General features: G+C 57.8%; 25 protein-coding genes. 11 read left to right on the top strand and 14 right to left on the bottom strand.

The features are described 5' to 3' along the window. The first annotated feature begins 37 nt into the window (after positions 1–37). The gene (xdhC, locus tag J8G15_RS09875; RefSeq protein ID WP_210547299.1) at positions 38–853 is read left to right on the top strand and encodes a xanthine dehydrogenase accessory protein XdhC; all 816 of its coding nucleotides are present in this window, start codon (positions 38–40) and stop codon (positions 851–853) included. Positions 854–1018: 165 nt separating this feature from the next. Continuing rightward, positions 1019–2260 (top strand): urate hydroxylase PuuD, encoded by a 1242-nt coding sequence (locus J8G15_RS09870; protein WP_210547532.1) that lies wholly within the window; start codon positions 1019–1021, stop codon positions 2258–2260. Between the two features lie 94 nt (positions 2261–2354). On the opposite strand, the gene J8G15_RS09865 is transcribed toward J8G15_RS09870, so the two are convergent. Beyond that, complete coding sequence (locus J8G15_RS09865; RefSeq protein ID WP_210547298.1) at positions 2355–3422, bottom strand: CDP-6-deoxy-delta-3,4-glucoseen reductase; 1068 nt, start codon at positions 3420–3422, stop codon at positions 2355–2357. 45 nt (positions 3423–3467) lie between these two features. Between J8G15_RS09865 and J8G15_RS09860 the strand changes: the two genes are divergently transcribed. After that, positions 3468–4400: an NAD-dependent epimerase/dehydratase family protein gene (locus tag J8G15_RS09860; RefSeq protein ID WP_240538508.1), complete on the top strand. Its 933-nt coding sequence runs from the start codon at positions 3468–3470 to the stop codon at positions 4398–4400. 120 nt (positions 4401–4520) lie between these two features. Here J8G15_RS09860 and J8G15_RS09855 read toward each other — a convergent pair whose 3' ends face one another. The 10 genes from J8G15_RS09855 to J8G15_RS21525 form a co-directional block, all read right to left on the bottom strand. After that, a complete protein-coding gene (locus J8G15_RS09855; RefSeq protein ID WP_210547297.1) occupies positions 4521–5495 on the bottom strand; it encodes an IS481 family transposase in 975 nt (324 codons plus the stop codon). Between the two features lie 640 nt (positions 5496–6135). Then, positions 6136–7776: a class I adenylate-forming enzyme family protein gene (locus J8G15_RS09850; RefSeq protein ID WP_210547296.1), complete on the bottom strand. Its 1641-nt coding sequence runs from the start codon at positions 7774–7776 to the stop codon at positions 6136–6138. Positions 7777–7786: 10 nt separating this feature from the next. Further along, complete coding sequence (locus tag J8G15_RS09845) at positions 7787–8440, bottom strand: ABC transporter ATP-binding protein (RefSeq protein WP_210547295.1); 654 nt, start codon at positions 8438–8440, stop codon at positions 7787–7789. Positions 8441–8470: 30 nt separating this feature from the next. Further along, positions 8471–9226: an ABC transporter ATP-binding protein gene (locus tag J8G15_RS09840; RefSeq protein WP_210547294.1), complete on the bottom strand. Its 756-nt coding sequence runs from the start codon at positions 9224–9226 to the stop codon at positions 8471–8473. Further along, the gene (locus J8G15_RS09835; protein WP_210547293.1) at positions 9223–10197 is read right to left on the bottom strand and encodes a branched-chain amino acid ABC transporter permease; all 975 of its coding nucleotides are present in this window, start codon (positions 10195–10197) and stop codon (positions 9223–9225) included. The genes J8G15_RS09840 and J8G15_RS09835 overlap by 4 nt, the downstream gene beginning before the upstream one ends. Before the next feature lies 1 nt (position 10198). Further along, entirely contained in the window at positions 10199–11095 is an 897-nt protein-coding gene (locus J8G15_RS09830; RefSeq protein WP_210547292.1) for a branched-chain amino acid ABC transporter permease, read from the bottom strand. Positions 11096–11178: 83 nt separating this feature from the next. Next, on the bottom strand, positions 11179–12504 hold the full coding sequence (locus J8G15_RS09825; protein WP_210547291.1) for an ABC transporter substrate-binding protein: 1326 nt from the start codon (positions 12502–12504) through the stop codon (positions 11179–11181). A 51-nt stretch (positions 12505–12555) separates the two neighbouring features. After that, positions 12556–12942: a hypothetical protein gene (locus J8G15_RS09820; RefSeq protein ID WP_210547290.1), complete on the bottom strand. Its 387-nt coding sequence runs from the start codon at positions 12940–12942 to the stop codon at positions 12556–12558. 160 nt (positions 12943–13102) lie between these two features. Beyond that, on the bottom strand, positions 13103–13342 hold the full coding sequence (locus J8G15_RS21530; RefSeq protein ID WP_240538507.1) for a hypothetical protein: 240 nt from the start codon (positions 13340–13342) through the stop codon (positions 13103–13105). Further along, positions 13330–13827 (bottom strand): integrase arm-type DNA-binding domain-containing protein, encoded by a 498-nt coding sequence (locus tag J8G15_RS21525; RefSeq protein ID WP_240538506.1) that lies wholly within the window; start codon positions 13825–13827, stop codon positions 13330–13332. The genes J8G15_RS21530 and J8G15_RS21525 overlap by 13 nt, the downstream gene beginning before the upstream one ends. A 289-nt stretch (positions 13828–14116) precedes the next feature. Here J8G15_RS21525 and J8G15_RS09810 point away from each other — a divergent pair, with 289 nt between their 5' ends. From J8G15_RS09810 to J8G15_RS09795, 4 genes are all read left to right on the top strand, one after another. Further along, the gene (locus J8G15_RS09810; RefSeq protein ID WP_210547289.1) at positions 14117–15322 is read left to right on the top strand and encodes an integrase arm-type DNA-binding domain-containing protein; all 1206 of its coding nucleotides are present in this window, start codon (positions 14117–14119) and stop codon (positions 15320–15322) included. A 606-nt stretch (positions 15323–15928) separates the two neighbouring features. Further along, positions 15929–17089, top strand: coding sequence for an IS30 family transposase (locus J8G15_RS09805; protein ID WP_210547288.1), 1161 nt, complete (start codon positions 15929–15931; stop codon positions 17087–17089). Positions 17090–17330: 241 nt separating this feature from the next. Continuing rightward, the gene (locus J8G15_RS09800; protein ID WP_210547287.1) at positions 17331–18554 is read left to right on the top strand and encodes a DUF3775 domain-containing protein; all 1224 of its coding nucleotides are present in this window, start codon (positions 17331–17333) and stop codon (positions 18552–18554) included. Positions 18555–18629: 75 nt separating this feature from the next. Continuing rightward, positions 18630–18974, top strand: a complete 345-nt coding sequence (locus J8G15_RS09795; protein ID WP_210547286.1) for a DCL family protein — start codon at positions 18630–18632, stop codon at positions 18972–18974. A gap of 76 nt (positions 18975–19050) precedes the next feature. Here the strand turns inward: J8G15_RS09795 and J8G15_RS09790 are convergent, their stop codons facing one another. The 3 genes from J8G15_RS09790 to J8G15_RS09780 are packed head-to-tail and all read right to left on the bottom strand — an operon-like array spanning position 19051 to position 22488. Then, on the bottom strand, positions 19051–21102 hold the full coding sequence (locus tag J8G15_RS09790) for an ATP-binding protein (protein ID WP_210547285.1): 2052 nt from the start codon (positions 21100–21102) through the stop codon (positions 19051–19053). Further along, positions 21099–21569 (bottom strand): hypothetical protein, encoded by a 471-nt coding sequence (locus tag J8G15_RS09785; protein ID WP_210547284.1) that lies wholly within the window; start codon positions 21567–21569, stop codon positions 21099–21101. The genes J8G15_RS09790 and J8G15_RS09785 overlap by 4 nt, the downstream gene beginning before the upstream one ends. After that, complete coding sequence (locus J8G15_RS09780; RefSeq protein WP_210547283.1) at positions 21562–22488, bottom strand: hypothetical protein; 927 nt, start codon at positions 22486–22488, stop codon at positions 21562–21564. Before J8G15_RS09780 ends, J8G15_RS09785 begins: the two co-directional genes overlap by 8 nt. A 1048-nt stretch (positions 22489–23536) precedes the next feature. Between J8G15_RS09780 and J8G15_RS09775 the strand changes: the two genes are divergently transcribed. The 4 genes from J8G15_RS09775 (at position 23537) to J8G15_RS09760 (ending at position 25053) form a co-directional block, all read left to right on the top strand. Next, on the top strand, positions 23537–23923 hold the full coding sequence (locus tag J8G15_RS09775) for a hypothetical protein (RefSeq protein WP_210547282.1): 387 nt from the start codon (positions 23537–23539) through the stop codon (positions 23921–23923). Between the two features lie 10 nt (positions 23924–23933). Continuing rightward, entirely contained in the window at positions 23934–24434 is a 501-nt protein-coding gene (locus J8G15_RS09770) for a hypothetical protein (RefSeq protein ID WP_210547281.1), read from the top strand. Positions 24435–24517: 83 nt separating this feature from the next. Then, positions 24518–24745, top strand: coding sequence for an AlpA family transcriptional regulator (locus tag J8G15_RS09765; RefSeq protein WP_210547280.1), 228 nt, complete (start codon positions 24518–24520; stop codon positions 24743–24745). Continuing rightward, positions 24742–25053: a hypothetical protein gene (locus tag J8G15_RS09760; protein ID WP_210547279.1), complete on the top strand. Its 312-nt coding sequence runs from the start codon at positions 24742–24744 to the stop codon at positions 25051–25053. The genes J8G15_RS09765 and J8G15_RS09760 overlap by 4 nt, the downstream gene beginning before the upstream one ends.

The following is a 25053-nucleotide window of genomic DNA, read 5'->3' as shown; positions in this document are numbered from 1 at the left end:
GCCCTGCGGGGTTCATCACGAAAGAAAGTAGTGCTTTGTGACTGCATTTGATGATTTAGCAAAACGATTGACCGAGGAAGACGCTCTGCTGGTGTCGGTGCTGGCCTCGCGGGGTTCAGTTCCCCGAAAAAAAGGCGCCTGGATGGCGGTGTTCCAGCGGGGCATGGTCGGCACCATTGGCGGCGGGCACCTCGAGTTTCAGGCGCTGGCCGAAGCCCGCAAGCGACTGGCCGGCGCCCCGGGCGAGGCTGTGATTCGTTATGCCCTGGGGCCGTCGCTGGGCCAGTGCTGTGGTGGTGACGTGCAGTTGCAGTTTGAACGGGTCAGCGCGCCCGATCTGGCAAGCCTCAAGCACCGGCTGGATTTACCCGGCGCCCCGGTGGCCCTGTTTGGCGGGGGCCATGTGGGCCACGCGCTGGTCAGGGTGTTCGGCCAATTGCCGGTGGCCGTGCATTGGATTGACAGCCGCGACGAGGTCTTTCCTGAGCAGGTACCCGCCAACGTGGTGTGTGAGCATTCTGATCCGGTACAGAGTGCCACCGCGTCGCTAGCGCCGGGGTCTCAGGTGCTCATCATGAGTTTTAGCCACGCCGAAGACCTCGAAGTGGTGGCGGCTTGTCTACTGCGCCAACGAGAGCGGGGTGATTTGCCCTACATCGGTTTGATTGGCAGCCGCACCAAGTGGGCCGCGTTTCGGCACCGGTTGGCAGAGCGAGGGTTCTCGGAATCGGAGCTGGCGCATGTCACCTGCCCTATTGGTGTGCCCGGCATCGCCGGCAAAGCACCCGAGGTCATCGCCGTGGCGGTGGCGGCACAGATCTTGCAAAACCTGCCCGTGCAGCCCGGTGATTGATGCTGATCAATCGAAACTGAATACACTTTGACCCGACGTCGCAGCGGAGCGGGGCTTGCCTGGCAAGTCCATGTTCGCGACGCTTTGCTTGCTTACAGCGCCCGCAGTGGTGAGCAAGCTGATGAACTCTGGCGCCCCAAGCGGGTGCCTACAAGGCTGATATTGATGGAAAGCTACTACCTCGACTGGGCCAACCTGCTGCTGCGCTGGGTGCATGTCATCACCGCCATTGCCTGGATTGGCTCTTCTTTTTACTTCGTCTTTTTGGACAGCAGCCTCACCCCGCCGGTGGATGATGACTTGAAGAGGCAGGGCGTCAGCGGCGAACTGTGGGCCGTGCACGGCGGCGGGTTCTACCACCCGGTCAAGTTCAACGTCTCGCCGCCCAAGCTCCCCTCGCACCTGCACTGGTTTTACTGGGAAAGTTACAGCACCTGGCTGTCCGGCTTCGCTCTGTTCACCGTGTCCTACCTCTGGAGTGCCAGCACCTATTTGATCGACAAGTCACGCATGGACTGGGCGCCCGCCACTGCCATCGCCGTGGCTTTGTCCTTTTTGGTGGTGTTCTGGGTGCTGTACGACGTGATTTGCCGCGTCTTTGGCCAGCGCAAGAACGGCGACGCCATCGTCGGTGGTCTGGTGTTTCTGCTGGTGTGTCTGGCGTCCTGGCTGGCTTGCCAATGGTTTGCGGGCCGGGCAGCCTTTTTGCTGGTGGGTGCCATGCTGGCCACCAGCATGAGCGCCAGCGTGTTTTTCTGGATCATTCCGGGGCAGAAAAAAGTGGTGGCCGCCATCAAGGCAGGCCAGCCGGTGGACCCCATTCACGGCAAGCGCGGCAAGCAGCGCAGCGTGCACAACACCTACTTCACTCTGCCCGTGCTGTTCGCCATGCTCAGCGGTCATTACAGCTTTACCTACAGTCACCCGCAAAACTGGCTGGTGCTGATTTTGATGATGTTTGCAGGCGCCTCGATTCGCCAGTTTTTTGTCATGCGCCATGGCTACAAGCTGGGTCGCAATGGCAACCCGCTGCCCTACGCCCTGGTCGGTGTGTTGACCATCGTCGCCGTTATCGTCTGGCTCAAGCCTGAAGCGCCTGTCAATACCGTGGTAAATGCTACTGATTCAGTAGCTGCTCCTGCAGTGAATTCAGGGGGCACAGCTCAAAATGACTATCAAAAGGTACAGGCAGTGTTGGCCCAGCGCTGTTACCAGTGCCATGGCGAGCAGTTGCAAATGAAGAATGTTCGCTTGGACACCCCGCAGGGCGTCAGCACCCACGCCCAAAACATTTACCAGCAGGTTGTTGTCACCCGCCAAATGCCAATGAACAACGCCACGGGCATCACAGACGCCGAGCGCCAACTGATCAAGCAGTGGTTTGAGGCCGGCGCCAAGGTCGAATAACGCGGGGAAACGCTCTTGAGATCGCCGCCTGTTGGGGCGCCCAAAAGAAAGCCGCAGATGTATTTCATGCGGCTTTTTTCACTGAGGCTCTGGCTTAGGCTGGCTCGGCCGCCTTGTCCGCTTCGGTGACAAAGGCGTCCGCAAAGAACTCATGCTCTGGCAAGCCGCCTTGACCAAGGTAGTCGGCCTGGGCCGAATCCACCACGATGGGTGCGCCGCAGGCGTAAACCTGATAGCCGGAGAGGTCAGGCGTGTCTTCCAACACGGCTTGATGCACAAAACCGGTGCGTCCGGTCCAGCCGTCTTCAGGTAGAGCGTTGGACACCACGGGCACATAGGTGAGGTTGGGCAGCTCGGCCAGCAGGGATTTGACCCAAGCGTCCATGTACAAGTCGGCCGGGCGCCGTCCGCCCCAATACAGTGCAACCGGGCGGGTGATGCCTTTGTGTTGAATTTGCTCCAGCACGGCCTTGATCGGCGCAAACCCGGTTCCCGATGCCAGCAGCACAACGGGTTTGTCCGAGTCTTCACGCAAAAAGAAGCTGCCATAAGGGCCTTCAATGCGCAAAATCTCTTTCTCTTTCATGGCACCAAACACATGGTCGGTGAACTTGCCGCCCGGCATGTGCCGAATGTGCAGTTCAATTCCGCCGACCTGCGGCATCGTGTGGGGTGCGTTCGCCATGGAGTAGCTGCGGCGCGCGCCATCGCGCAAAATGAATTCCACGTACTGCCCGGCGTGGAAGGTAAACGTGTCATTGGCCGGCAGTTGCAGCTTGACCAGCATCACATCATCTGATTGCTTCTCCATCAGGCTCACACGGGTGGGCATTCTCTTGATCGGAAACGCCCCTTCAGCCGTTACCTGGCGGGACTCCAGCACCACATCACTTTGTGCCACGGCGCAGCAGGTCAGAATGAGGCCGTTTGCTTCTTCCTCTTGGCTCAAGGCCTTGCTTTGGTGCGGGCCGTGGGTCACGCTGCCTTCTATTTTTTTGCACTTGCAAGAGCCGCAAGCCCCATCCTTGCAGCCGTAAGGCAAGCCAATGCCTTGGCGAATGGCTGCTGCCAGCAGGGTTTCATCCGCTTGGCTGGAAAAGGCCCGTCCACTGGGTTGAATCGAGATCTGAAACCCCTGTGCTGCGCTGTCGGTGCTCGTCATGTTTTCTGTATCCTTGGGGCTTGTAACGCTTGGAAGCCCTCGATTTTGCCTTCAATTCAAAGCCCCCATCCCCATCTGTACGCCACGCGGCCCGGCGCACTGCCTGCCCGCTTTCGCCGGCAGCGCATTCTGATCGTCGGTTGTGGCGATGTGGGCCTGCGCGTGGCGGCTCGTCTGAAGGGGCGAGTGCAACTGCTCGCGCTGACCAGCAGTGCCGACCGCACCAACGCCCTGCGCGCAGCGGGCATCACCCCGTTGCTTGGTAATCTGGATGAATCAGCCACCCTGCGTCGGCTCGCCGGGCTTGCCCACCGTGTGGTGCATCTGGCGCCGCCTCCCAGCGAAGGCTGGGGCGACCCCCGCACCTTGGCGCTCACCCGCCTGCTTCGTCTGCGCAGCCTGCCCGTCGCCCTGGTGTATGGGTCCACCAGCGGTGTCTATGGCGATTGCCAGGGTGATTTTGCTATTGAAACAAGAGCTACTTGCGCAGATACACCAAGGGCCAAGCGACGAATTGATGCTGAAAACTCCGTGCGATTTTTCGGCCGGGCCAGCGGCGTGCGTAGCAGCATCTTGCGCATTCCCGGCATCTACGCCCGCGACCGCGTTGGCGGCACCCCGCATGCCCGCCTGCTCAAGGGCACGCCTGTGTTGCAGGCTGAGGATGACGTGTACACCAACCACATCCACGCCGCCGACCTAGCAAGGGCCTGCATCGCAGCGCTGTGGCGCGCCAAGCCTCAGCGCATCTACAACGTCAACGACGACACCTGTCTGAAAATGGGCGACTACTTTGATCTGGCTGCCGATAAATACGGTTTGCCCCGCCCCCCGCGCGTTCCCAGAAGCACGGCCTCGCAGCACTTGTCCTTGATGCTGCTAAGTTTCATGAGCGAGTCCCGCCGCATGGACAGCACCCGCATGAAGCGCGAACTGCGCTTGAAATTGGCTTACCCGACGGTGAACGAAGGGCTGTAAGCGCACAAGAAAAAAGCCGCATTGTTCTTCAACAATGCGGCTTTATCTTTGGTGTAAGTCTTGACTCGAGTAATCTAAGAAAACCTGCAGGAGTGCTAGGTAGTTTCCGTTTCAACTGAGTCAATACCTGTCAAGTCCCGCCTGTTCATAAACTCGCTTGGCAAACAAATCAGGTTTTCCTGCGCGCCATTTCTGCAAAGCTTGAATAGGTGTTTGGTGCTTCAAAGCCCGCTGCGGGATATGGTGGTTGTAGGTCTTTAAATAGAGCGTCAGAGTCGCCTCCAGCTCAGCCGCTGATGCGAAACGTGTTTGCTTAACCAAGTCGCTGATGCGCCCATTGAAGCGCTCCACCATGCCATTGGTTTGCGGATGGCGTGGGGGCGACAGGCGATGCACGATACCCATCTCGGCACAGCTGATGTCGAACGTATGCTTGCCCGTGGCTTGTTTGCTCTTGGCTGTAAAACGGTCGGTAAATTGACTTCCGTTGTCAGTCAGAATCTTTTGAATTCTCATGGGCGAGACTTTTCTCAACCGGCACAAAAAATCGGTACTGCTGACGTCAGTCTGGTCGTTGTAAATGTGGAAATAGACCCACCGTGTCGCTCGATCAATGGCCACAAAGAGGTAGCGCCTCTTCGTCTCATCAGGCATCTGCGGCAGGTACTTGATGTCAATGTGTATGAATCCAGGCTCGTAGTCCTTGAAGGTTTTCAGTGGCGCAGGCTCCCCCTCAACTTGTGGCAGCAGGCCTTTCAGATCGGAGACGCCATGGCGGCGCAAACAACGGTCCAAGCCTGAGCGTGAAACAGCGGCATTGATGAACTCGCGGGTGATCGCCAGCAGGTCGTCCAGGGGCAGTAGAACTGTGCGCCGAAGCTCGACAACAAGTTGCTCCTGCGCTGGACTGAGCGTCGTCTTCAACGTACGCGGGCGGTGGGAGCGATCCTCTGAATCTTCGCGCTCTTTCCACTTGCGAGCGGTGGCGGGCGTGATGTTGTATCGGTCGGCCAGCGCACTGGCACCAGCGGGCGAGGTCCTTATCTCAGCGCGTGTGCGAGGGGTGGTTCGGGCGCAGGGATGGACTTGACTCATGACGTCTTCTCTCCTTGTAAGGACGCAATCACGCCCCGCATCAACTGGCGAGCTTTGAATAAGGGCCAGCTGCGGACGGGAACATGATCACACGGGACGCGAAAAATACCATCAATTGGTTTGGTGTCTCCCTTTTAATGCAGTTTGAATGTGGAGTGTCTGACCTCCCGCTAGATGAGTGCCATTTGACGATTTAACCACTGGAGTGGATTATTGCTCCGCGTCGGAAGCCGTGCGGTGCTCAGGGTCGAACCCAATCAGATATTTTTGATTACATCGAGGGTTTTTAAAATCGATTCCGCAAGCACAGTCACCTAGATCAACTGAGCCCGCTGGCGTTCGAGCAGCTTCGAACTGGAAGCTTAAATTTGTCTACGAAAGCGAGTGACGACCACCACCAGTTCAGTGGTCATCGTCGCGATTAGGCCGATCACATACATTCGAGCTTGACGCCTGTGCGTTCGCGAGAGCTTCAACCAGTCATTCGCGGAGCTAGACCTCAAGCGAACGCTCGGCCCCCAAGACCAGTCACTCGACCGAGGCCCGCCAGACTAGATCGCGGGAACGACTGCACACGCCAAGGATGAAATAGTGCTCGCGACCCGGGTAGTAAATTCGCCCAGCCCAGCAGAACACAGGTTCAAATCATCGTCGCCAATTGTTCGCGCAACAATCGTTTCATTAGTTTGCCATTGGCATTGCGCGGCAGCGGCGTATCGCACCAGGTGATGGTCTCCGGAACCTTGTAATCGGCCAGACGGGTCGCAATGAAGGCACATAACGCTGCGTCGTTCTTGTCTGCCGATGGTCCATGGATGAAAGCATGGACGCGTTCGCCAAGAACCGGACAGGGACGACCGACGATCGCCGCCTCCACCATGCCGGGCCAGGCCATCAGCACATTCTCGACCTCGACCGAATAGATCTTGAAGCCGCCGCGATTGAGCATGTCCTTCTTGCGGTCGAAGATCCGTACATACCCCGCGCCGTCAATGGAGCCCAGGTCGCCCGAATGCCAGTAGCCGGCGGTAAACGAGGCGGCTGTGGCCTCAGGGTTGTTCCAGTAGCCGGGGACGATCATCGGCCCTGCGATCCACAACTCGCCGGTTTCTCCGGCCGGCAATTCGCGGCCGGCATCGTCCATCACCCGGATGTCGGCGGCTGGCAGGACGACGCCCACACTGTCGGCGTGATCGCGGGTCTGGCCGGCCGGCATCATCGTCGCCGGTGAGGTGGCCTCGGTCGAGCCATATGCATTGAGCAGCGTGAGCCGGGGCAGCCGCTCGGTCAGCGCATCGATGGTTGCCACCGGCATCGGCGCACCGCCGTAGCCTCCGATGCGCCAGGCGCTGAGATCGGCACTGGCGAAGCTCGGGTGCAGCAGGCACAGGTTGTAGATGGCCGGAACCATCAAAGTATGGGTAACACGTTCGGCTGCCAGCGTGGCGATGAAGGTTTCGGCCTTGAACGGTGGCGTGATGATGATTGCGCCACCGACCTTCAACATGGAGGCGATGGAGGCGAGCAAGCCGGTGACGTGGCTGGCCGGCACGGCGAGCGCGGAGCGGTCACTTGCCTGCAACCGCATGCAGGCCTCATAGTGCAGGCACGAATGCACGATGTTGAGATGGGTCAGCATCGCGCCTTTCGGATGGCCCGTCGTACCTGAGGTGTAGAGAATCACCGCCGTAGCGGTTTCGGCGACTTCGGCTGCGGGCAAGTCATCCCCGGCTTCTTCTGCACTGAGCAAATTCACCATCGAGATCTCGTCGGCCCCGTCGCCAATCACCAGACGCACCATCGCGGCGGACGCTGCAGCTGCGCTTGTGTGCAGCGCGCTCTGGCCCGGCTCGGGCAAACGCGCCTCCAGGGCGGCATCAACCACCACCGCTGCCGCGCCGCATTGGCCGATGATGTATTCAAGTCCCGGCCGCTGCTCGCGCGCCCCCACCGGTACGGCAATCGCCCCCAGTCTTTGCACGGTCAGCAGCGTGACGATGAATTCGGGCCGGTTGTCGATCAGCATCACGACCCGATCGCCGCGTTGCACGCCGAGCGCAGCGAGCCGCCCAGCCAGAAGCCGGGTCGCCCGCTCACATTGGGCGTAGCTCCAGCGCTGGCCGTCGTAAACGATGGCCTCGGCATCCGGCGCACGCGCGACCGAAGCCTCGAACATCGCGAACAGGCTAATCGGTCTCTCGACAAAACAGCGCACCAATCGGTCACCATACAGCGCCTCAAGGTGCATCGGTGGCACCGGATAGCCCAGCCAGTGGTTCATAGTATTTTCTTCAGACGCTGGCCGGCGCGACATTGGCGCCGCGTTCGATGACAAATTCGGCATCCACCAGACGACGCGAATGGTTGAGGTCGCTTTGCGCGATCAACACCGAGATTTCACTGCCTTTCATGCCGGCGATGACTTCGCCCAGGCGTTTCGAGAGTGCGGGTGCAACCCCTTCGAAAGGTTCGTCGAGCAACAGCAAACGCGTGCCAATCGCCATCGCGCGGGCCAGTGCAACCAGCTTCTGCTGTCCGCCAGAGAGCAACAGCGCACGCCGCTCCCGCATTTCGATGAGTTCGGGCAGGACGCGGTAGACCAGCGCCAGACGCTCTTCGATATTCAAGGTCTTGTTGACCCAGACCGGGACCAGGATGTTTTCCTCAACCGTCAGTTCGGGCACCAGGCCACGGTCTTCTGGCATGTATCCGATGCCCAGACCGGCCCGGCTGTGCGGCGGCAGCTGGCCGAGGTCCTGGCCGTTGAAGGTGATCGAGCCCTCGCTCGGTTTGAGCTGGCCCATCACCGTGCGCAACAGCGTCGTCTTGCCAGCGCCGTTGCGGCCAATCAGGCCCACCATGGTGCCGTCACCCACTTCCATCGACAGGCCGCGCAAAGCCACGACCGACTGGATGGCGACGTGGAGGCCTTCAATTTTCAGCATGAGAATCCTTCGGGGGGAGGCATCGCTTCTTCACTCCTGCAGCAGTTCGCCGGTCACGTAGCGGCGTACGTCATCGGCTTTCAGTGCGATGGACGGTATATCGTCGGCAATGATGCGCCCGGCATAAAAGGCCACCACGCGGCTGGCGTGGCGCTCGACGATGTCCATGTCGTGTTCGACGAACAGCACCGTGGTTTCTGCCTCGTGGCCGAGTGCGTCCATGATCGTCTGCATCATCGGAAACTTTTCTTCGGCAGAGACCCCGCTGGTCGGCTCGTCGAGCAGCAGCAGCTTGGGTCGGCCCGTCATGGCCATGGCGATATCGAGCAGCTTGCGCACGCCACCGGGCAATTCGGCGACACGGCGGTCGCGGTGTTCGCCGAGGCGGAAGCGTTCGAGCAGGGTTTCCGCCCGCGCAATGGCTTCCGGACGCCGCGCCGGCTGCCAGAAGCTGAGTTTGTCGTCGTGACAGGCGTTGGCAACCAGCATGTTGTCGAGCACGCTCAAATCGCCGTACAGCTGCGGAATCTGGAACGAACGCGCCACGCCCAGGCGGGTGATGATGCGGGGTGCCAGCGGGGTGATGTCGTGACCGGCGAGCGTGATGCGGCCGGTATCCGGCTTCAGGTAGCCGGTAATCATATTGACGAAGGTCGTCTTTCCGGCGCCGTTGCTGCCGATCAGGCTAACCCGTTCGCCGCTGGCGATGCGGATATTGATGTCCTCAGCGGCCACCACGGCGCCGAACCGCTTGTTGACACCGTGGGCTTCGAGAAGTGTGGTCATTTGCGTTTTCTTCCCATCCACAAGGAACCGATGCCACCCGGCAGAAAACGGATCACCAGCAGCAGGAAAATGCCCAGCACCAGCTGCCAAGTATTCGGGAAATAGGCGCTCGAAAAGGAACGCACCACTTCAAGCAACGTGCTGGCGATGAAGACCGCAGCCACGCTCTGCCAACCGGCGAGGATGGCGACGAAGACAAATTCACCCGAGGTGGTCCAGAAGCTGAAGTTCGGTTCGATGTGGCCTAGCGCCATCACCGCGAGTGCGCCACCAATGCCGCCGCAGAAGGCTGCGAGGATGAAATTGATGGTCATGGCCTGGCGCACCGAACCGCCGAGGTACTCGACCCGGAGTTCGTTCTCCTTGACGGCCAGCGTAACCAGTCCGCGTGTGCTGTCGAAGAAGATCCGCGCCAGCAGTGCCATCGTGGTAGCCAGAACTATCGCCAGTACATACAAGGTGTAGACGACGCGGCCATCGGCCAGTTCCTGGCCGAACAAGGTCGGCCGCCCGACATTGAAGCCGTCCGAGCCGCCGAGCATGTCGAGCTTCATCAGCAAACCGTAGGTCACCATCGACAAGGCCAGGGTCAGCATCGCGAAGAAGATGCCGCGGTAGCGCGACAACAGCGGCGCGAACGGCGAGGCAATCAGCGCTGCCGCCACGCCTCCGATCAAAGCCATGCCGAGTGCATCGGTAAAGCCCAGGTGGTTGTAGGCCAGCGCTGCAGCGTATCCCCCGGCGGCCAGCATCATGCCCTGGCCGAACGGAACAACCCCACCGCGCATCAGGCCGACGATGCCCAGGGAGACCAGGCCGTTGGCTGCAGACATGATCAGCAGGAAACTGAGCCAGCGCGGCATCAACAGGCCGGCCAGCGAGAGCACGACGCAGGTGACGGCGGCGATCAGGATAAGCCGTCCATGACCTGCCCCAGGCGCAGTCTTCGACGCAGGAAGAATGGCCGTCATGTCAGATCTTCCGGGCCTGAATGCGCTGGAACAAGCCCTCAGGCCGGAACATCAGCACCACCGCCATAACGACATATATCGAGAACAGTTCAGCCACTGGTGCGATGTGCACGGCCAGCGAACGCGCCAGGCCGACGAGCAGCGCACCGATGGCTGCACCTTGGATGCTGCCCAGCCCGCCGATGATCACGACCGCGAAGGAGACGATGACCACGCCAACCGACACGCCCGGCTGTACAGAGATCATCGGTGCGGTGAAGGCGCCGCCCAGAGCCGCGAGGAAAATGCCGATTGAAAACGACACCATGTAAACCCGCGAGACGTTGACGCCCATACTCGACGCCACCTCCGGACTGTGGATCACGGCCAGCACGATCTTGCCCTGGCGGGTGCGGTTCAGTCCCCACCAGACGGCGAGGCCGACGACCGCGGCAAGGCCGATCAACGCGAACTCGTAGCCGACGTAACTCTGCACGCCGACATCGACGTTGCCGAACAGCGAATAGGGTTCGGACACGTAATAGGGATTGGCGCCCCAGACCAGCTTGGTCACGTCCTCCAGAATCAGGAACATGGCATAGGTCACCAGCACCAGCAGGACCTCATCGCGGCCATAGAAGAAGCGCAGCAGTCCACGCTCGATCAGTGGCGCGACGATGACGGCCACCGCAACAGCAGCCAGCAGCATCGCCAACAATGACCAGACGGGGGCCCAGTTCATGCTGGCGCTCCAGCCGACAAAGCTGGCCGCTGTATAGGCTCCGAGGGCGTAGAAACTGCCGTGCGCGATGTTCAGGATCTTCAGCACGCCGAACACCAGCGTGAGCCCGAGTGCGACGATGAACAGCCATGACGCGTAGGTCAGGCCGTCAATCAGGATGGTTGAGATGGCGGGCATGGTGTGCGGTCCGGGTGGGGCATGTCGAGAGTCAGACGCGCTTCGAGGCTCAGCTCAAATCGCGCCTGAAGGCGCTTACAGGGTCAAGGGCAGCCTTTGGCGCCAGGGAAACCTGCCTTGATCCAGTCCTCCGACTTCATGTCGGACGGCGGATTGACACATTCGGCCGGGAAACGGACGATGTCGTCGATCATCACCATTTTCTTGGCGGCGTCATATCGCGTCTTGCCGATCGCGGTTTCCTGGATGGCCTGATGGCCATCGGCCAGGGCCATGCTGATCTTGCCGGCCGGAGAGGCCCATTCCGAGCCCTTCAGCGCGGCGGCCAACTGCTCCGAATTCGGCTTTTTGCCGCCGTTGGCCGCAGTGGCTTTTTCGACCGCCAGCTTCAGGCCGAGCAATGCCTGCGCCATCCGGTACGGAGCCTGCACGGGATAGACGCCGTTGGCCTTGGAGTACAGATCCCACCACCAGTCATTGAGCGCCGATTTAGGCGACATCAGGCCATATGCGCCGCGGGCACCGAGAATGGTGCCGTCAGGCATCTTGTCGCCCAGGCCTGGCAGCACGTGATCACCGGCCGACAACAGGACTTGCGTGCGCTTGAACAATCCGCGCGGACCGGCTTGCAGAATGAAAGCTTGCAGGTCACCGCCCCAGAGGCTGGAGTGGGTCACGTCGGCCGTCTTGCTCATCAGCGACGAGATTTCAGTACCGTATTGTCCTGCGCCGAATTTCGGCAACTGGTCCTGGCCTGCCTTGGCGTCCGGGAACAGCTTTTCCATCGACAGTGCAAAGTCCTTCTTCGAATCCTGACCCCAGGCATAGTCCTGGTTGATCATGTTGAAGCTGTTGACCTTGATGTTCTTGGCTTTCAGATAACGGGCCAGCGCCACATTGTCCATGGTTGCGTGTGAGGCGGTGCGGAACACATAGTTGAATTTGCCGTCCTCGAAGACACGCGGGGTTCCGCAGTCATAGAGGATCAGAAAGCGCTTCATCTCCTCGGCCACCGGTGCAACCGCCAGGCAGTCACCGGAGCTGACATAACCGACCACGGCATCGACTTTCTCGCGGTCGTAGAGGTTGCGAAGCTCCTGCACCTGTTTGGTCGCACCACCCGCCTCGTCAATGTAGACGGCCTCCAGCTTCATGCCGCCGAAACCTGTCTTGTTGTAGGGTGCAGGCGCCTGCCCTTTGTTGAAAGCCTCCACCAGCGCCTTTGCACCGTTGACCGCCGGGATACCGAAACTTTCGGCCGCCTGACCGGACAAGAAGCTGACCACGCCGATCTTGAAGGTTTCTTGGGCATGCAAAGTACCCGCGGCAAACAATGCCACGCTGGCAGCTAGAACACGCAGGCCCATGCGCTGCGGCGGGAATGTCGTCTGTCCGAAATGTCTTGCCATTATCGCGTCTCCAGTTGTGCGCCCTTGTCGGGCAGGGTGGGTCTTTCGACCCTATTGCAACTTGACGAGGGTCGCGCTCATGTCGAGCCCGGCCAGCGCGAAGTCGCGTTGAAAATCGAATGTGTGTTTTTGGGGCCATTGCGCGGCGATCTCGCTATGGCAGCACTGCAAAGTCTTCGATAGGTTCCGATGTAAAGCGGCTTCGCCTTCAAAGCCCCGTGAAATGAAAACGAACAAGCGCCTGCTTTTGCGCCGTTGCAGCGAGCGTTCTTGTCCGACCTGGCTGGCGGATTCGCGAGTGGCGAAGCGCATGACATCGAAGCGCTCGAAGAAGTCGTTTTCAGTGTGCCGCGCAGCATCAGGCGGTATTTCTCCCTCGGCGATCACCCACTCGATGATCACAGGTTGGAAAGTACCCGTAGGCGTCACATATTCCACCAGAGCCTCCTTCACCAAAAAGAATGAATGACCGAATGGAAGTCATTCTTGTCGTTCAAACCGATCGCATGCATAGGGCAAACCCTTGAGGGTGTCCGATTGGCGACTGACTGGCGGGCCTGTAGGGCATTCCGGGATGCGCCATTCAGCCGTTTCGAGGTCAATCTCGATCCATTCTGCTTTGCGAAGTTCGCCGGAGCGCACAAACAGCAGTGGGGGGCAGTTTGAGCGCCGCCACGGTGTAAGGGTGGCCGTTGTAATCGAAGATGGAGCGCATCAATTCACCGGCCTGTTTGGGCTCGGTGATGGCTGAAAAATGGGTGGGGGTTGCTGTCGTCAATGCTCCTTTGAGGTCTTGTGTCACGTCGCGTTCTGCACTGCCCGTTGCTACGGCATCCAATGCCCCCGACCTTCCATGACGCGCAAAGCGCCCAGCACGTCACGCGGTCCGATTTTGGAAATGGGCATGGCTCCGATAAACGGGAAGACATCTTTTTCGAGCCATGTTTTTCGTTTGAGTTGGGTGCCTGCATTGCGTTCTGCAGCGGTCTTCTCCATCCACTCCAGGGCAACTGATTCAAAAGTGTTTGCCACTACTGCAGCGTTGGCCACTTTTGCTTCCTGCTTGGCAACATTCGGGTCAAGGCCTTCTGCCAGGAGTTCGCGCGCCTTGTCTCGCCGTTGTCTGGCCTTTTCTAGCGAAACTGCCGGGAATACGCCCAGCGCCAGCGTTTTACGCTTTTCACAAAAGCGGTAATCCATACGCCAATACTTGCCGCTGGCCTTGACCAACAGGTACATGCCGCCGCCGTCAGTGTGCTTGTCACCCGCAGGGGCTCCAGAGTGCTTGGTGCTGTTCTTTATATAGGTGGCGTTGAGTGCCATATTGCCCCCGTCTGACGGTATCTCGGTTGGCGGTATTTCGACATACCGTCAAATATGCCGTCTCTAAGACGGTATGCCTGCTATCCCGTGAGATCGCTTGAGACAAGAAAAAACCCGCTCTCCAATGACGGAGGCGGGTTTTAAGAGCTTCTGATACTTTATGAAAGCATTAGATGGTGCCGGGGCCGCACACGCAGACCGGTCGCTAACCCGCATGAATGCTAGTCCTTGGTCGTATGATGGCGAAATATGCCCCCATTTGTGCCCCCAGACTGCGAAGGATACCTCCATGCCATTGACTGACGCGCAACTGCGCAACCTGACCGAACCCGGCAAACACTCGGACGGCTTCGGGCTTTATTTGGAACTGACCAAGGCCGGGGGCCGGTACTGGCGTATGAAGTACCGCTATGGCGGCAAAGAAAAACGACTTGCCTTCGGGGTCTATCCCGGCGTGAGCCTGAAGGATGCCCGCGAATTGGCGACCAAGGCCCGGCAATCTCTGAAAGATGGCAGCGACCCCGGCGAACTTCGCAGGGTCGACAAAGCGAAAACCGCTTTCGAGACCGTCAACACCTTTGAGGCGGTGGCCCGCGACTGGATGAAGCACCAGGCCGCACGCTGGGATACTGAAACGGCGGGGCGTATCCGTGCCACGCTGGAAAACGACATTTTCAAAACACTGGGTTCGAGGCCGCTTGCAGCCATCAAACCCGGCGAAATCATGGCAGCGGTGAAAAAGATCGAAGCCCGGGGGGCGGCTGACCAAGCCGGGCGGGTGTTACAGCGGGTCAAGGCGGTTTATCGGTGGGCTGTGATTCATGAACGGATCGAGGCAAATCCCATGCTTGACCTAGTGCCGTCTGAGGTGCTGAAGCCACGCACTGTGCAGCACCGGGCCGCGATGACTGATAAGGAGTTGCCCGAATTCCTTCCCAAGCTGGCCGCATACGAAGGCGACCCCACGACCGTTCACGGGTTGCGCTTCATGATTCTTACCGCAACCCGACCAGGTGAAACACGCGGGGCACTGTGGACAGAATTCGACCTTGATGCGGCGCTGTGGGTCATACCTGCGGAGCGCATGAAGATGCGCACTGAACACCGGGTTCCACTGTCAGCACAAGCGGTGGAGATTTTGCAATTCATGAAACCGCTGAGCGGCGATTGTGCTTTGGTGTTCCCTAGCCCCGTCTATCGAAGCAAGCCTCTGAGCGAGAACACCTTCAATTCAGCCCTGGCACGCATGGGCTACAAATACACGGCGACCGCCCACGGGTTCCGGGCGTTGTTCTCCACGGTGGCCAATGAATGCGGCTGGAATCCTGATGTGATCGAAAGGCAACTCGCCCACAAAGAAGCGAACGAAATCCGGGCCGCCTATCACCGATCCACGTACCTGAAGGATCGTGAACGCTTGATGCAGTGGTGGGCTGATTACCTAGACGGGAGAAAGGCCGGAAACGTGATCAAGATGCCCCAGCGGGCCGCCTGATCGTCAACCCAGCCCCGGCAAACCGCCCCACGGCAACGAAGGGCGGTTTTTTTGCGCCCATTTGTTTAGGTGTTGAAGCCTGAACCCGGTTGCTACTGCCTGAAAACACTGGGCACTGAGGGCAAACCGCAAGAACCTAGCAACGATGCGGGTTTGCGGTCGATTGGGAGTGATGACAAAGTGAGGGCAATCTGAGAACAAAGTGAGAGCACTTTCATATGATGAAAATGAAATCTCTCTTTTCTCATTCAGCTACTCCTTGTCCGCCATTCATACCCGGCCTTCTTTGCGCTTTGTTGGCAGACCATGCACCTATCTGGAATTCGGCGCGAGAGGGGTTCTCTTGGGTACAACCCCCCCCGGCGAAAAAACGGAGCTTTGAAAATGACTGCGCCTACTTTAAACCGGGTTTTCCTGCACTGTTGGCCCAACCTTCGTAATACGAGAGTTTGACATTTCTTATTGGACGGGTGTCAACGGCCGATGGGCAGCAAAGTGGGCGGAAGCGGTCATAGGGTCTACGACTGCCAATGTCTCCTCCCGACCTTGGATTCAACCGGTCGACGCAACACCTTAAATTCTGCGTGAGCAGAAGGAGTGTTGCAGATGAAACAAAGACCCAGGATTTACTACTCTGAGAGCCAGAAGGCTCTGATGTGGGAGCGTTGGAAGAAGGGTGAATCCCTTCAACAAATCGCCCAGTTATTTGATCGAAACCACTCATCTGTCAGTGGCGTCCTGGCGGAAACTGGTGGCATACGTCCGCCGCAGCGTTGTCGTTCCCCAATTGCGCTAACCCTATCTGAACGCGAAGAGATATCACGCGCCTTGGCAGCGGGACAGTCGATCCGGTCAATTGCTTGCCAGCTTGGATGCGCTCCATCCACCATCAGTCGCGAGATCCAGCGCAACGGTGGTCAAGGCTGCTACCGTGCGACCCAGGCCGAGCAGGCGGCTTGGGATCGGGCGTGTCGCCCCAAGACTTGCAAACTGGTGGAGAAGCGAAGGCTGGCCAACATCGTGGCACGCAAGCTCCAATACCAGTGGGCACCCCAGCAAATCGCAGGATGGCTCAAGCATACTTACCCGTGCGACAAGGACTACCACGTGCCACACGAAACCATTTACCGCAGCCTATTCATTCAAGCCCGTGGTGCATTGAAGAAAGAGCTACTGCAACATCTGAGACGCACGAGAGTCATGCGCCGTTCGCGTCACCACACGCAAAAGACAGGCAACCACGGCAAGATCACCAACACCGTATCGATCAGTGAGCGCCCAGCCTCAGTGGAAGACCGTGCCGTACCAGGCCATTGGGAAGGCGACTTGCTTTTTGGGAGTCTCAATAATCAGATTGCGACACTGGTGGAGCGCCAGACGCGTTACGTCATGCTGGTGAAGGTGGCACGCAGTGATACCGAGACGGTCATCAATGCACTCATCAAAAACGCACGCAAGCGGCCTCAGGAGCTCTACAAGTCGCTAACCTGGGATCGGGGTCATGAAATGGCCGACCACAAGCGTTTTACATTGGCCACCGATATCAGTGTTTACTTCTGTGATCCCCATAGTCCTTGGCAGCGTGGGAGCAATGAAAATACAAACGGACTGTTACGGCAGTATTTCCCCAAGGGGATTGATATCTCGCATTACTCACAGGCACAGCTCAATGCCATTGCGAGAAAGCTCAATGAACGTCCAAGGAAAACTCTAGACTACGAAACGCCTGCTGAACGATTCAGCCAACTTGTTGCGTCGACCGGTTGAATCCAAGGCCAGGTCCAGACGTTGGCGGTTGTCTGCTTTCGAGACGTCCACTAAGTCGCGCCAGCCCATTCAACGAGATCAGTTCACCGTACAACACCGCAGTCCACCCACGGTTCTTCGCGAAGCCTTGGCGCCGTTGCGATGATTTTCACGGACTGAGGTTGTCCTGATTGGCATTAGACCGCATGCCGGACTCGCAAAATTCTGATGGATGTCTGTTGCCCAGCAGAGACAATATGGCATGACCCAACCAGAAAACCCCCCGGCGGCCAGGCCTGACCCATTCTTCAGCATTCCTGTCGACAGAACATGGAACGCGTGTATTGGGCCGCAGGGGGACGAAGAGAACTACGTCGATGGATTCATCGACGCGGCACTCGCGCTAGCGAATCTAATCCTTGAGAAGGAAATGTTTGTTGCCAGGGATACGCTTGTTCTTCCGATCCTTTACAACGCGCGCCATGGGGTCGAGCTTTCGTTGAAATTCGCGATGACTCGACTGCTGGCGGCTGGAATTCTTAAAGTGAGCCACGCTGTCAACCATGACATCGCGTCGCACTGGCAGCACCTTCAACAGGCGAGCATTGGCGATGAGGCGATTCGGAGACACCTAAGTGAACTGCAGCCTTACATCATGAGCCTGGCGTCGATTGACGACGATGGCCAGCAACTGCGATTTGCCACAGATGTCGAAGGGAATCCGAGCCTAGAAGACAAGCCTTTAGCCAATATCCAAGTCATTCGAAATAGCTTGGTCGTTCTTCAAAAAGTGCTTAGAGACTTGAAAAATCATTTGCTGAGACTATGCGCCGAAAACACGTTGGGATCGCATACAGATGAGTGTTCTCGGATGGACCTAATGAGCATCGCAAGGATGCTTCCACCACGGACGGAGTGGAGTTCAGCCTCCTTCACAACGGCTAAACAGTCTGTTCAGGAACGATACAAACTGAGCGGAAAGAAGTTCTGCACCGCTCTTGATGCGATCCAGGCTAATCGGGAGATGAGCGCGCAGCTAGGCGTAGAGACAATACTGACGCACCTCACAGATGCAAGCGCTCGCATGCTCATAGACCAGTGGTCAACGGTTCACCCCGTCCGCCCAAGAGCAGACGAAAAACTTGGCGTGGACTATTTTGGAAAACGAGATTGGGAAGACACTCGCTTGTACTTCGAACGAAAGACCGCTGCACGCAATGTGATCCTGCAGACGCTATCGCCGGAAGAAATCGCCGACGCAGATACCATCTATTACTTGGGGCGTGACGGCAATCTTCCGGAGCAATATGACGGCCTTTTGGCCCAGGAAAAAAATAACCATGCGGAGGCCGATGGCCTGCGTCTGAGCGTGGATAATCTACTCTCAAAAACCAACCTACTGAAGTCCCTTGTAAGAGGACTTCGCAGGCTGGGTAAGACGACTCTTGCGTCCACTCTTGAGTCAATGCGTCCCGACATGCTTTAGGTCGTATGGCCGGCCTAGTTCTTGGCTGGGATCTATGCGTGTTCCAACTTCCGTCCTCAGGACAAGCGAGTGACCATGGCCAAATCAGTTCCCATCAGTTTGCCCAACGGCCGAAGCTGGTCCAAGAAGGGCAACGCCGTTGACCATTTCAAGACGATGCTCGCGCGCTATGCCGACGGGGACCGAGTGCGAGACGCTTCAGACAATGCCGACCTGGAAGCGTTACTCGCGGTCTATGACTCTGTCATTCCTGCAGGGCAACCAACCAAGATCGGCCCAGGAGTTTCGCACTTCGAGAAGCGTATGGATCGTGACCACCCAGGTCACACGTCATGCTTCTTTGTCGTTCGAACTGACGGGTCTAGCATTGACTTCAGCACCCGGCGCGCGCTGGATGTCGCAGGCGCTCAACCTCGCTGAAGCAGTATTTTTCCTCTCGTCGATCCGGCGAGCCTGTTTGCGACGAGGCACAAGCTCTCAGTCAGTCTCGGGAAGCCTACGAGAGGCGCTGAATGACTTTGCCTTCCCATCGGATGAGCTTGAAGTCGAGGCCGGCAGTCGCTTCGAGGAACACCGACTCATTCTCGTCAAACGAGGCTGCAACGATTGACTGCAAGCCCGTTGCGCCGCTCAGTAACTGCAGCAACGCGTGTTGGCTGCTGGAGCGCATTGAGTGTTGACCGGGTTCATCCATGAGGAGGAACCCGGGGTGATGTCCTTCAAACCCTCGCATCGTCGACGTCTGGTAAAGCGCGAGCAGGTAGCTCCAAATTAGGCGCACGAAGTCGCTGGCGCTCGAGTCCGCTGTAAGGCTGGTTTGGACCTTGGACCTGATTTCCCGCAGCTCAAGTTCAGAGAGGATGGGGGTCAGCGTGTCTAGGCTAATGCGGATGTCCGCAATCTCAGCACTCTCGTAGCCGAACGAGCTCGCATTGCCGCGAAAGTTCTTCTCAAAGAGAGTAATTCTGGAACGGTCTTCCGGACTGTATGCATCCTTGGGAAGACCTCTTCGAGCGGCTTGGTTGGTTGCGAGCCGTTTGGCGACCTCACCAAGAGCTTCAAGTAGGGTCCCAGCCTGGGTTTCGAATGCCTGGAGATTTGACAGTTCCAGCTCAATCTGAATTTGGCGACGCACGATGGCTCGTGATTCTGTCGCGCCAGTGCTCACATCGCCGCGCAACGAGGTGCGATAGTCATGCTTGGCCGCGAGGCGACCGGCTACGTCCATCACTGCAATCTCTGATTGACGAATCTCTTCCTGCGCGCCGTTAATTTGACGCTGTAGCATGCGACGTTGGCTTTCGAGGTACTCAACGTTGGTGCTCAGGTCCATCTGAGGGCCAGAAACGATGCCGAACAACAGCGTATCGTCGACGGACTGATGGCACGTCGGGCAATGGTCAGACGCTACCTCCACTTCCATCTGCGCGCCAAGGACTCGTAGCTTGAGCGCGGTCTTGTTGCGATCCAAGTCCTCGTTGGCTTCCGCGAGCAGATTACGCAACTCGACCAACGACGCTCTCTGCAGCGTGAGGTTGGTGGTAGCCCGCTCATGCAAGACACTCAGTAGTTGAAGCTCCGCAGTCGCGGACTCGAGCTCTTGGAGGGCTTCTGCGCCGGATGCCTTGCCATATGCTGCAGCCTTCGCGCCGAGTTCTGCATGCTCCAACCATATTTGACTGACGTGCTCAATAAGTGATGTTTGCGACTTACCGTTCGACTTCACGAACAGGACCGTCACTGCATCAAGCAAAGCGGTCGGAGTCCCAGACAGGCCTTCGATGACAAGGCCATTGGTTGTAGCGGCTTGCCGCAGGGTGTCGTACGCTCGACGCCAATCCGAGTCGATTGCCATGGATTCCGCATCCAGCTCTGAGCGCTTGGCCTGACGCTCAAACACGCTGAGCCCGAGTAAGAACTCGGTGACTCGAATTCGCGCATCACGTATCCCAAAGAACGGGATGTTGGCGATGTAGTCGGTCCACCCCCGCTTCTGCTCTACCGCCAGCGCCGCAAAGACTGTCTGCAGATAAAGCTTGGCCACCCCGCCGGACGTCGTAGCAACCTGTGGAAGATGGTAGCCCATGAAATTCTCAAGGAACTGATGGAACCCTTCCTGCTTCTGCGCACTTCCTGAGTCGAAGAGGTACGTCGGCTTTGGGGTGCCAAGCGCAGTCCCTGCCGTCAAGTGAGCGACATCGAAGACTTCGACAAGCTTTGGGTTTCGGACGGTGTCGCGGATCGCCCGCCTCAGCGTGATGCTTTCACCAGCAGAATTCTCGAGCTCGATGAACACCTCGGACGCAACAACCTCGACGCGCACGTCGCCTTGGAGGAAGTAGTCTTTGACGGCATACGGCAAGGCCTTTTCGCCTCTGCCGCCAACGAGTTCTTCCATACCCAGGCCGTACATGAGGCAGTTGAATAGAGTGCTCTTGCCGCTGGAATTGTTAGCGCGAATGACTGTCAATCCACGACTGAATACAAATTGGAAACCGAAGTCTCCGGTTTCGGTAGCTAGCCGTAGCTTAATGGCCAATATGTTCATGCCGATTCCCATCCCCTCGCAACTGTTTCAACCATGTTCTCAGTGATGTCCTTGCCAATTTCCTTCAGGAACGTTCGCTCAGTGGAGAACGCGCCAGGATCCTTCAGCACCTCAATGATGAGGGACAGGCCCTTTTCGGTGATTTGGTAGCCGGTGGATGTCGTCTGAAGAAGCTCTTCAGCTATGGCAAAGCGAATTGCAATGGCAACGGCCGGGTCGAAGCCCCATGCGGTAATGTGCAGCACCTTCGCCTTTGCTGCACCTACCAACTTCTGAATTCGGTCGGCGCGCTTTAGCGCCCAGTTGAACAGATGCAACCGCGGCAGCGTGGACTTGCCGCCTCGTGACGATAGATGGAGGACAAGGATGAGTTGGCAAATCTTGTACAGCGGACGATGCTCGACCAGAACCGGCGAGGGGCGGCGTTCAAAACGAAGGTGACCCCGTTCTGCGATGAGCTCAGCCATAGTCGAGCTCACACACGGCAATCCATCTCGCGACCATGAGCCGAGCAATATGGGCAGCTTCGGTCTCGTCAATGTGCGGCGCGAGTTCCTTCGTAATACGCGCGGCCAGGCCTTCTCGAATCTTTTCAGTGAGCTGCTGAGGCGCACCCTCCCACGTCTCACAGGTCTCTACGACGTGGGCTTCAAATCCATTAATAAGCCTTACCAGGCGCGAGTGAACAGTTGGTGCCTGCTCGTTGATGCGCCGGAAGTGCGCATCATGTTCAAGGAACTCTCGCAACGTGCGCTGGTGCAGTCCGGCAACCTTCTCGGCGAGCTTCATCGTATCAACGCGACCTTTAAGCCTTGCCTTTGTCTTCCGTAAGACGTTTTCTTCGTACACCTCTGGGTCACTGCCAAGCGGAGGCAGGGCCGTCGAAAGCCCCCCAAAGTCCATGGCTTGGCCCAAGGCTAGTTGAAGGTCTTGGATTTCCTCGGCGTAGTGGTCGCCATCGTGCACGAGCACCTCGAAGTCTGGCGCCAGGATCGAGAGACCCCACTGTCTTACCTCTGCCTCCTTCGTTCGTGCATGCGTAAGGAGGTCATTTTTCGCGACGGTCGGCGTCACGAAGTACCACCGACGTAACCTCGTCGAACCCAGGAAGCCTCTCAACGCTGTTTCGTAGGTTTTTAGCTTTTTTAGGTCACGCGTTATCTTGTCGCGCTGCTTGTCGTGGAGGTCCTTGACCGGATGGAGTTTGTCCGGGCAGTAACACTGAAAACCACAGCCTGTGGTTGTTGTGAATCCTTCAAGGCCGAAGTCGCCGGGTGTAGCAACGATGTGCTGGTATCCGTCGACCGCAAACTTCTTCTTAAATACCTGCTGGCAGAGACGCTCCCAGCTGTCGCCATCGAAAGGGCCATAGGGAGTGTTGTACACGGTGGCGTCGAAGTCCGTGATTACCGTGCAGTCAGAAGCGAGGAAGCCCAGACCACCAGATCCTTGCGAACCGGTGATTTTGTCTTTCGGCTAGTGCTGTGATAGGCGTGCAGTCCAAAGCGCATGCGTTGCTCCCGTTTTGTCACCGCTCCAGGTGCTGCACCTTTGAACCTTGCGGTGTTTGCTATTTAAAGACTCATGTATAGTAACTTGTCAAAGCGAGGCGCCAACCGGGTATTGGGTGATGATCGAAATGTTCCGAAGGAGAGGCATACGGAACACTTCACGAAAATGAAGCACCATTCGGTATGCACTTCTGTTTCGAGGGCACACGCATTCAGCAAGTTCTAAATGCTAAGCGAACACTGGCTCGTTCACAACGTCGGGCATGCACGGTCAACTGACCACGCTGCCGGCATTTACACCGACGCATTGGATCGGATGCTTCCGGCGAAGTAATGAGGTTCTTTCTCCAAAATCCAAAGCAATGCGCTGTATCCGCTTCCGGGTGGGCAGCTTGAGCTTGTCAAAGCGGATTTGGGTCGGGTGCGGCTTGGGGCCAGGTACGGATATTTTTTGACACGCAACTTCCGCTGCAATTCAGCTGTCCGTCCACTGGGTAGACGTCGGCCAGCCAATGTCGGCTTCGGGGCATAGAATTCGTACCGCTCAAATTCGGCTTTGGGCACAGACCGGCCGTTTGGTCGGTGTCTATGAGCACCCGCTTTGGGCCTTTTGGAGTCGGTCAATTTTCTCGGAAGCCGCCCGTCAAGACTGAAAATCAGGTAGGCCTGTTGTTGAAGGGTTTGGACGGGTTCATCGCCCTAAACGACACGGCTCGCTTGATGGATGGCCTCATCCGTGCTGTTGAAAAGCCTGTTTTCCGGCGAACTCAATTGTTTCCAGTCCAGCCGCCAATCACAATTGGAATTGTGGGTGAACAAAGACTTACTGTGATGAGTTAAAACCTCTGGAAACCCGCATGACCATTGGGTTTCCAGCTTTCATTGGGCCAACAGCGTAGTAAAACTCTATAAACCAATGGTTCTTGAATGCCGATGCCCCACTAAAAGATATTGCCGGGATGCTCACAACGCTCGATGATCGAGGGGCTATTCCCAATGAAATGAGGAACGCCATTCAGAAACATGCTGACAGCGGACTGGAGACATTGCCCGCCAATATTGCCGCGGTATCGGGGGCAAGGGCTACGGCGCTTTTCGGGGACATGGGTTTAGAGTGCGGTGACGCAGCGAAGGCAGCTTGGAGCATTTCTACACTGTCTGACCAAATGGCCGTTATGTATTCCCTATCGCTTCAATTTGCACCGAGATCGACTGTTTTTGCCACGCCTACCCCGCGCCTGATCCGGAAGGGGAAAAAGCGGGAGTCCTTCACCCGCCTGGCGTTGGCTCCGAATGAAGGTAGCACCTGAAGGTCTGCGAATGCAAAACACAAAGACGAACTTACCGCTGCTCCCCGACGGATACATACTAGTCAAGGCCGGTGGTCGGCCTAAAAAAGAAGCGCGGGATGCGGCGGTTTTTCTTGCTAGGTTCTGGCGAATGAACTCGCGCGGCGAGTCCGCAACCAAGGCCGAACAGTGGATTGTTGACACATGGGAACAAGCCGGTAAAGATGCCAGCAGAGGAATCAGCGAAACGGCGCATGTCCGCGCTGCAATCATGCGATCCCGCGAACGTGGACTTAGTCAAAGTCTTTTATCGATTTCCTCTCCCTCTGGGCTTTGCACTGCTGTGGAATGTAAAAAGCATGGCGACACCCCAGTTCTCAAAGACGGCGCGAGGTCCTGGCACTGGGTGTCTGGTATGACGGAGGCATTGCAGGGCGAAGTAAAGAACGTAGAGGTAACGGTGCATCAAGAAATCATGCATCCGTCGCCTATTGCGGTGGCAGTCAATCTCTTGGCGAGGCGCACAAGTTAGCGTGTACTCACGGCAAGAAACCGTTTCTTGCCTAGATGACGGGAGTCAGTCGATAAATCATCGGTTCTTTACCTAAGGAACCCATGAACATCCAAACAAATCCAACGGCATCCAATCCGGAACGGTTGCTAAGACTCCCTGAAGTTGAATCTCGCGTGGGGCTACGCAAGTCCAGCATTTACGAGATGCTGGGGCGCAACCCGCCTGCATTTCCCCGCCCTTTGAAGTTGTCCCGCCGGGCCGTGTGCTGGCCGGCTTCCGAGATTGACGCTTGGATTCAAGTGCGCATCAAGGCAGGAGCACAAAAATGACCCCCGGCCCACAATTCATCAAAGATCAAGCCTTAAAGGCCGCAGTTCAACGGCTGCGACTGGCTGCCGCCTTCACTAAGGTAAACATCAAAAAACCCTTGTTTCAAAAGCGCATGGGTAAGGGTGAAAGCGCGGTTGTGGTGCGGTTCGAATGGCCTGGCCGCTTGAGTGTTTATGACGCGATGACCGGCGAAGAGTTGGCAGCGTCTGAGCTGGGAAGTCCTGACGTTTTGCATGCTGAGTTTGTTCCCTACGTGCCCGCGTTGCAAGACAAAGAGCCCGGCCGCTACTCAACAGGGGCCCGCTGA

Origin of the sequence: Rhodoferax sp. PAMC 29310 (genome assembly GCF_017948265.1) — a bacterium.
GTDB lineage: Bacteria > Pseudomonadota > Gammaproteobacteria > Burkholderiales > Burkholderiaceae_C > Rhodoferax.
Note: the sequence above shows the minus strand (reverse complement) of the source record. Positions and strands in the feature narration are given on the sequence as shown.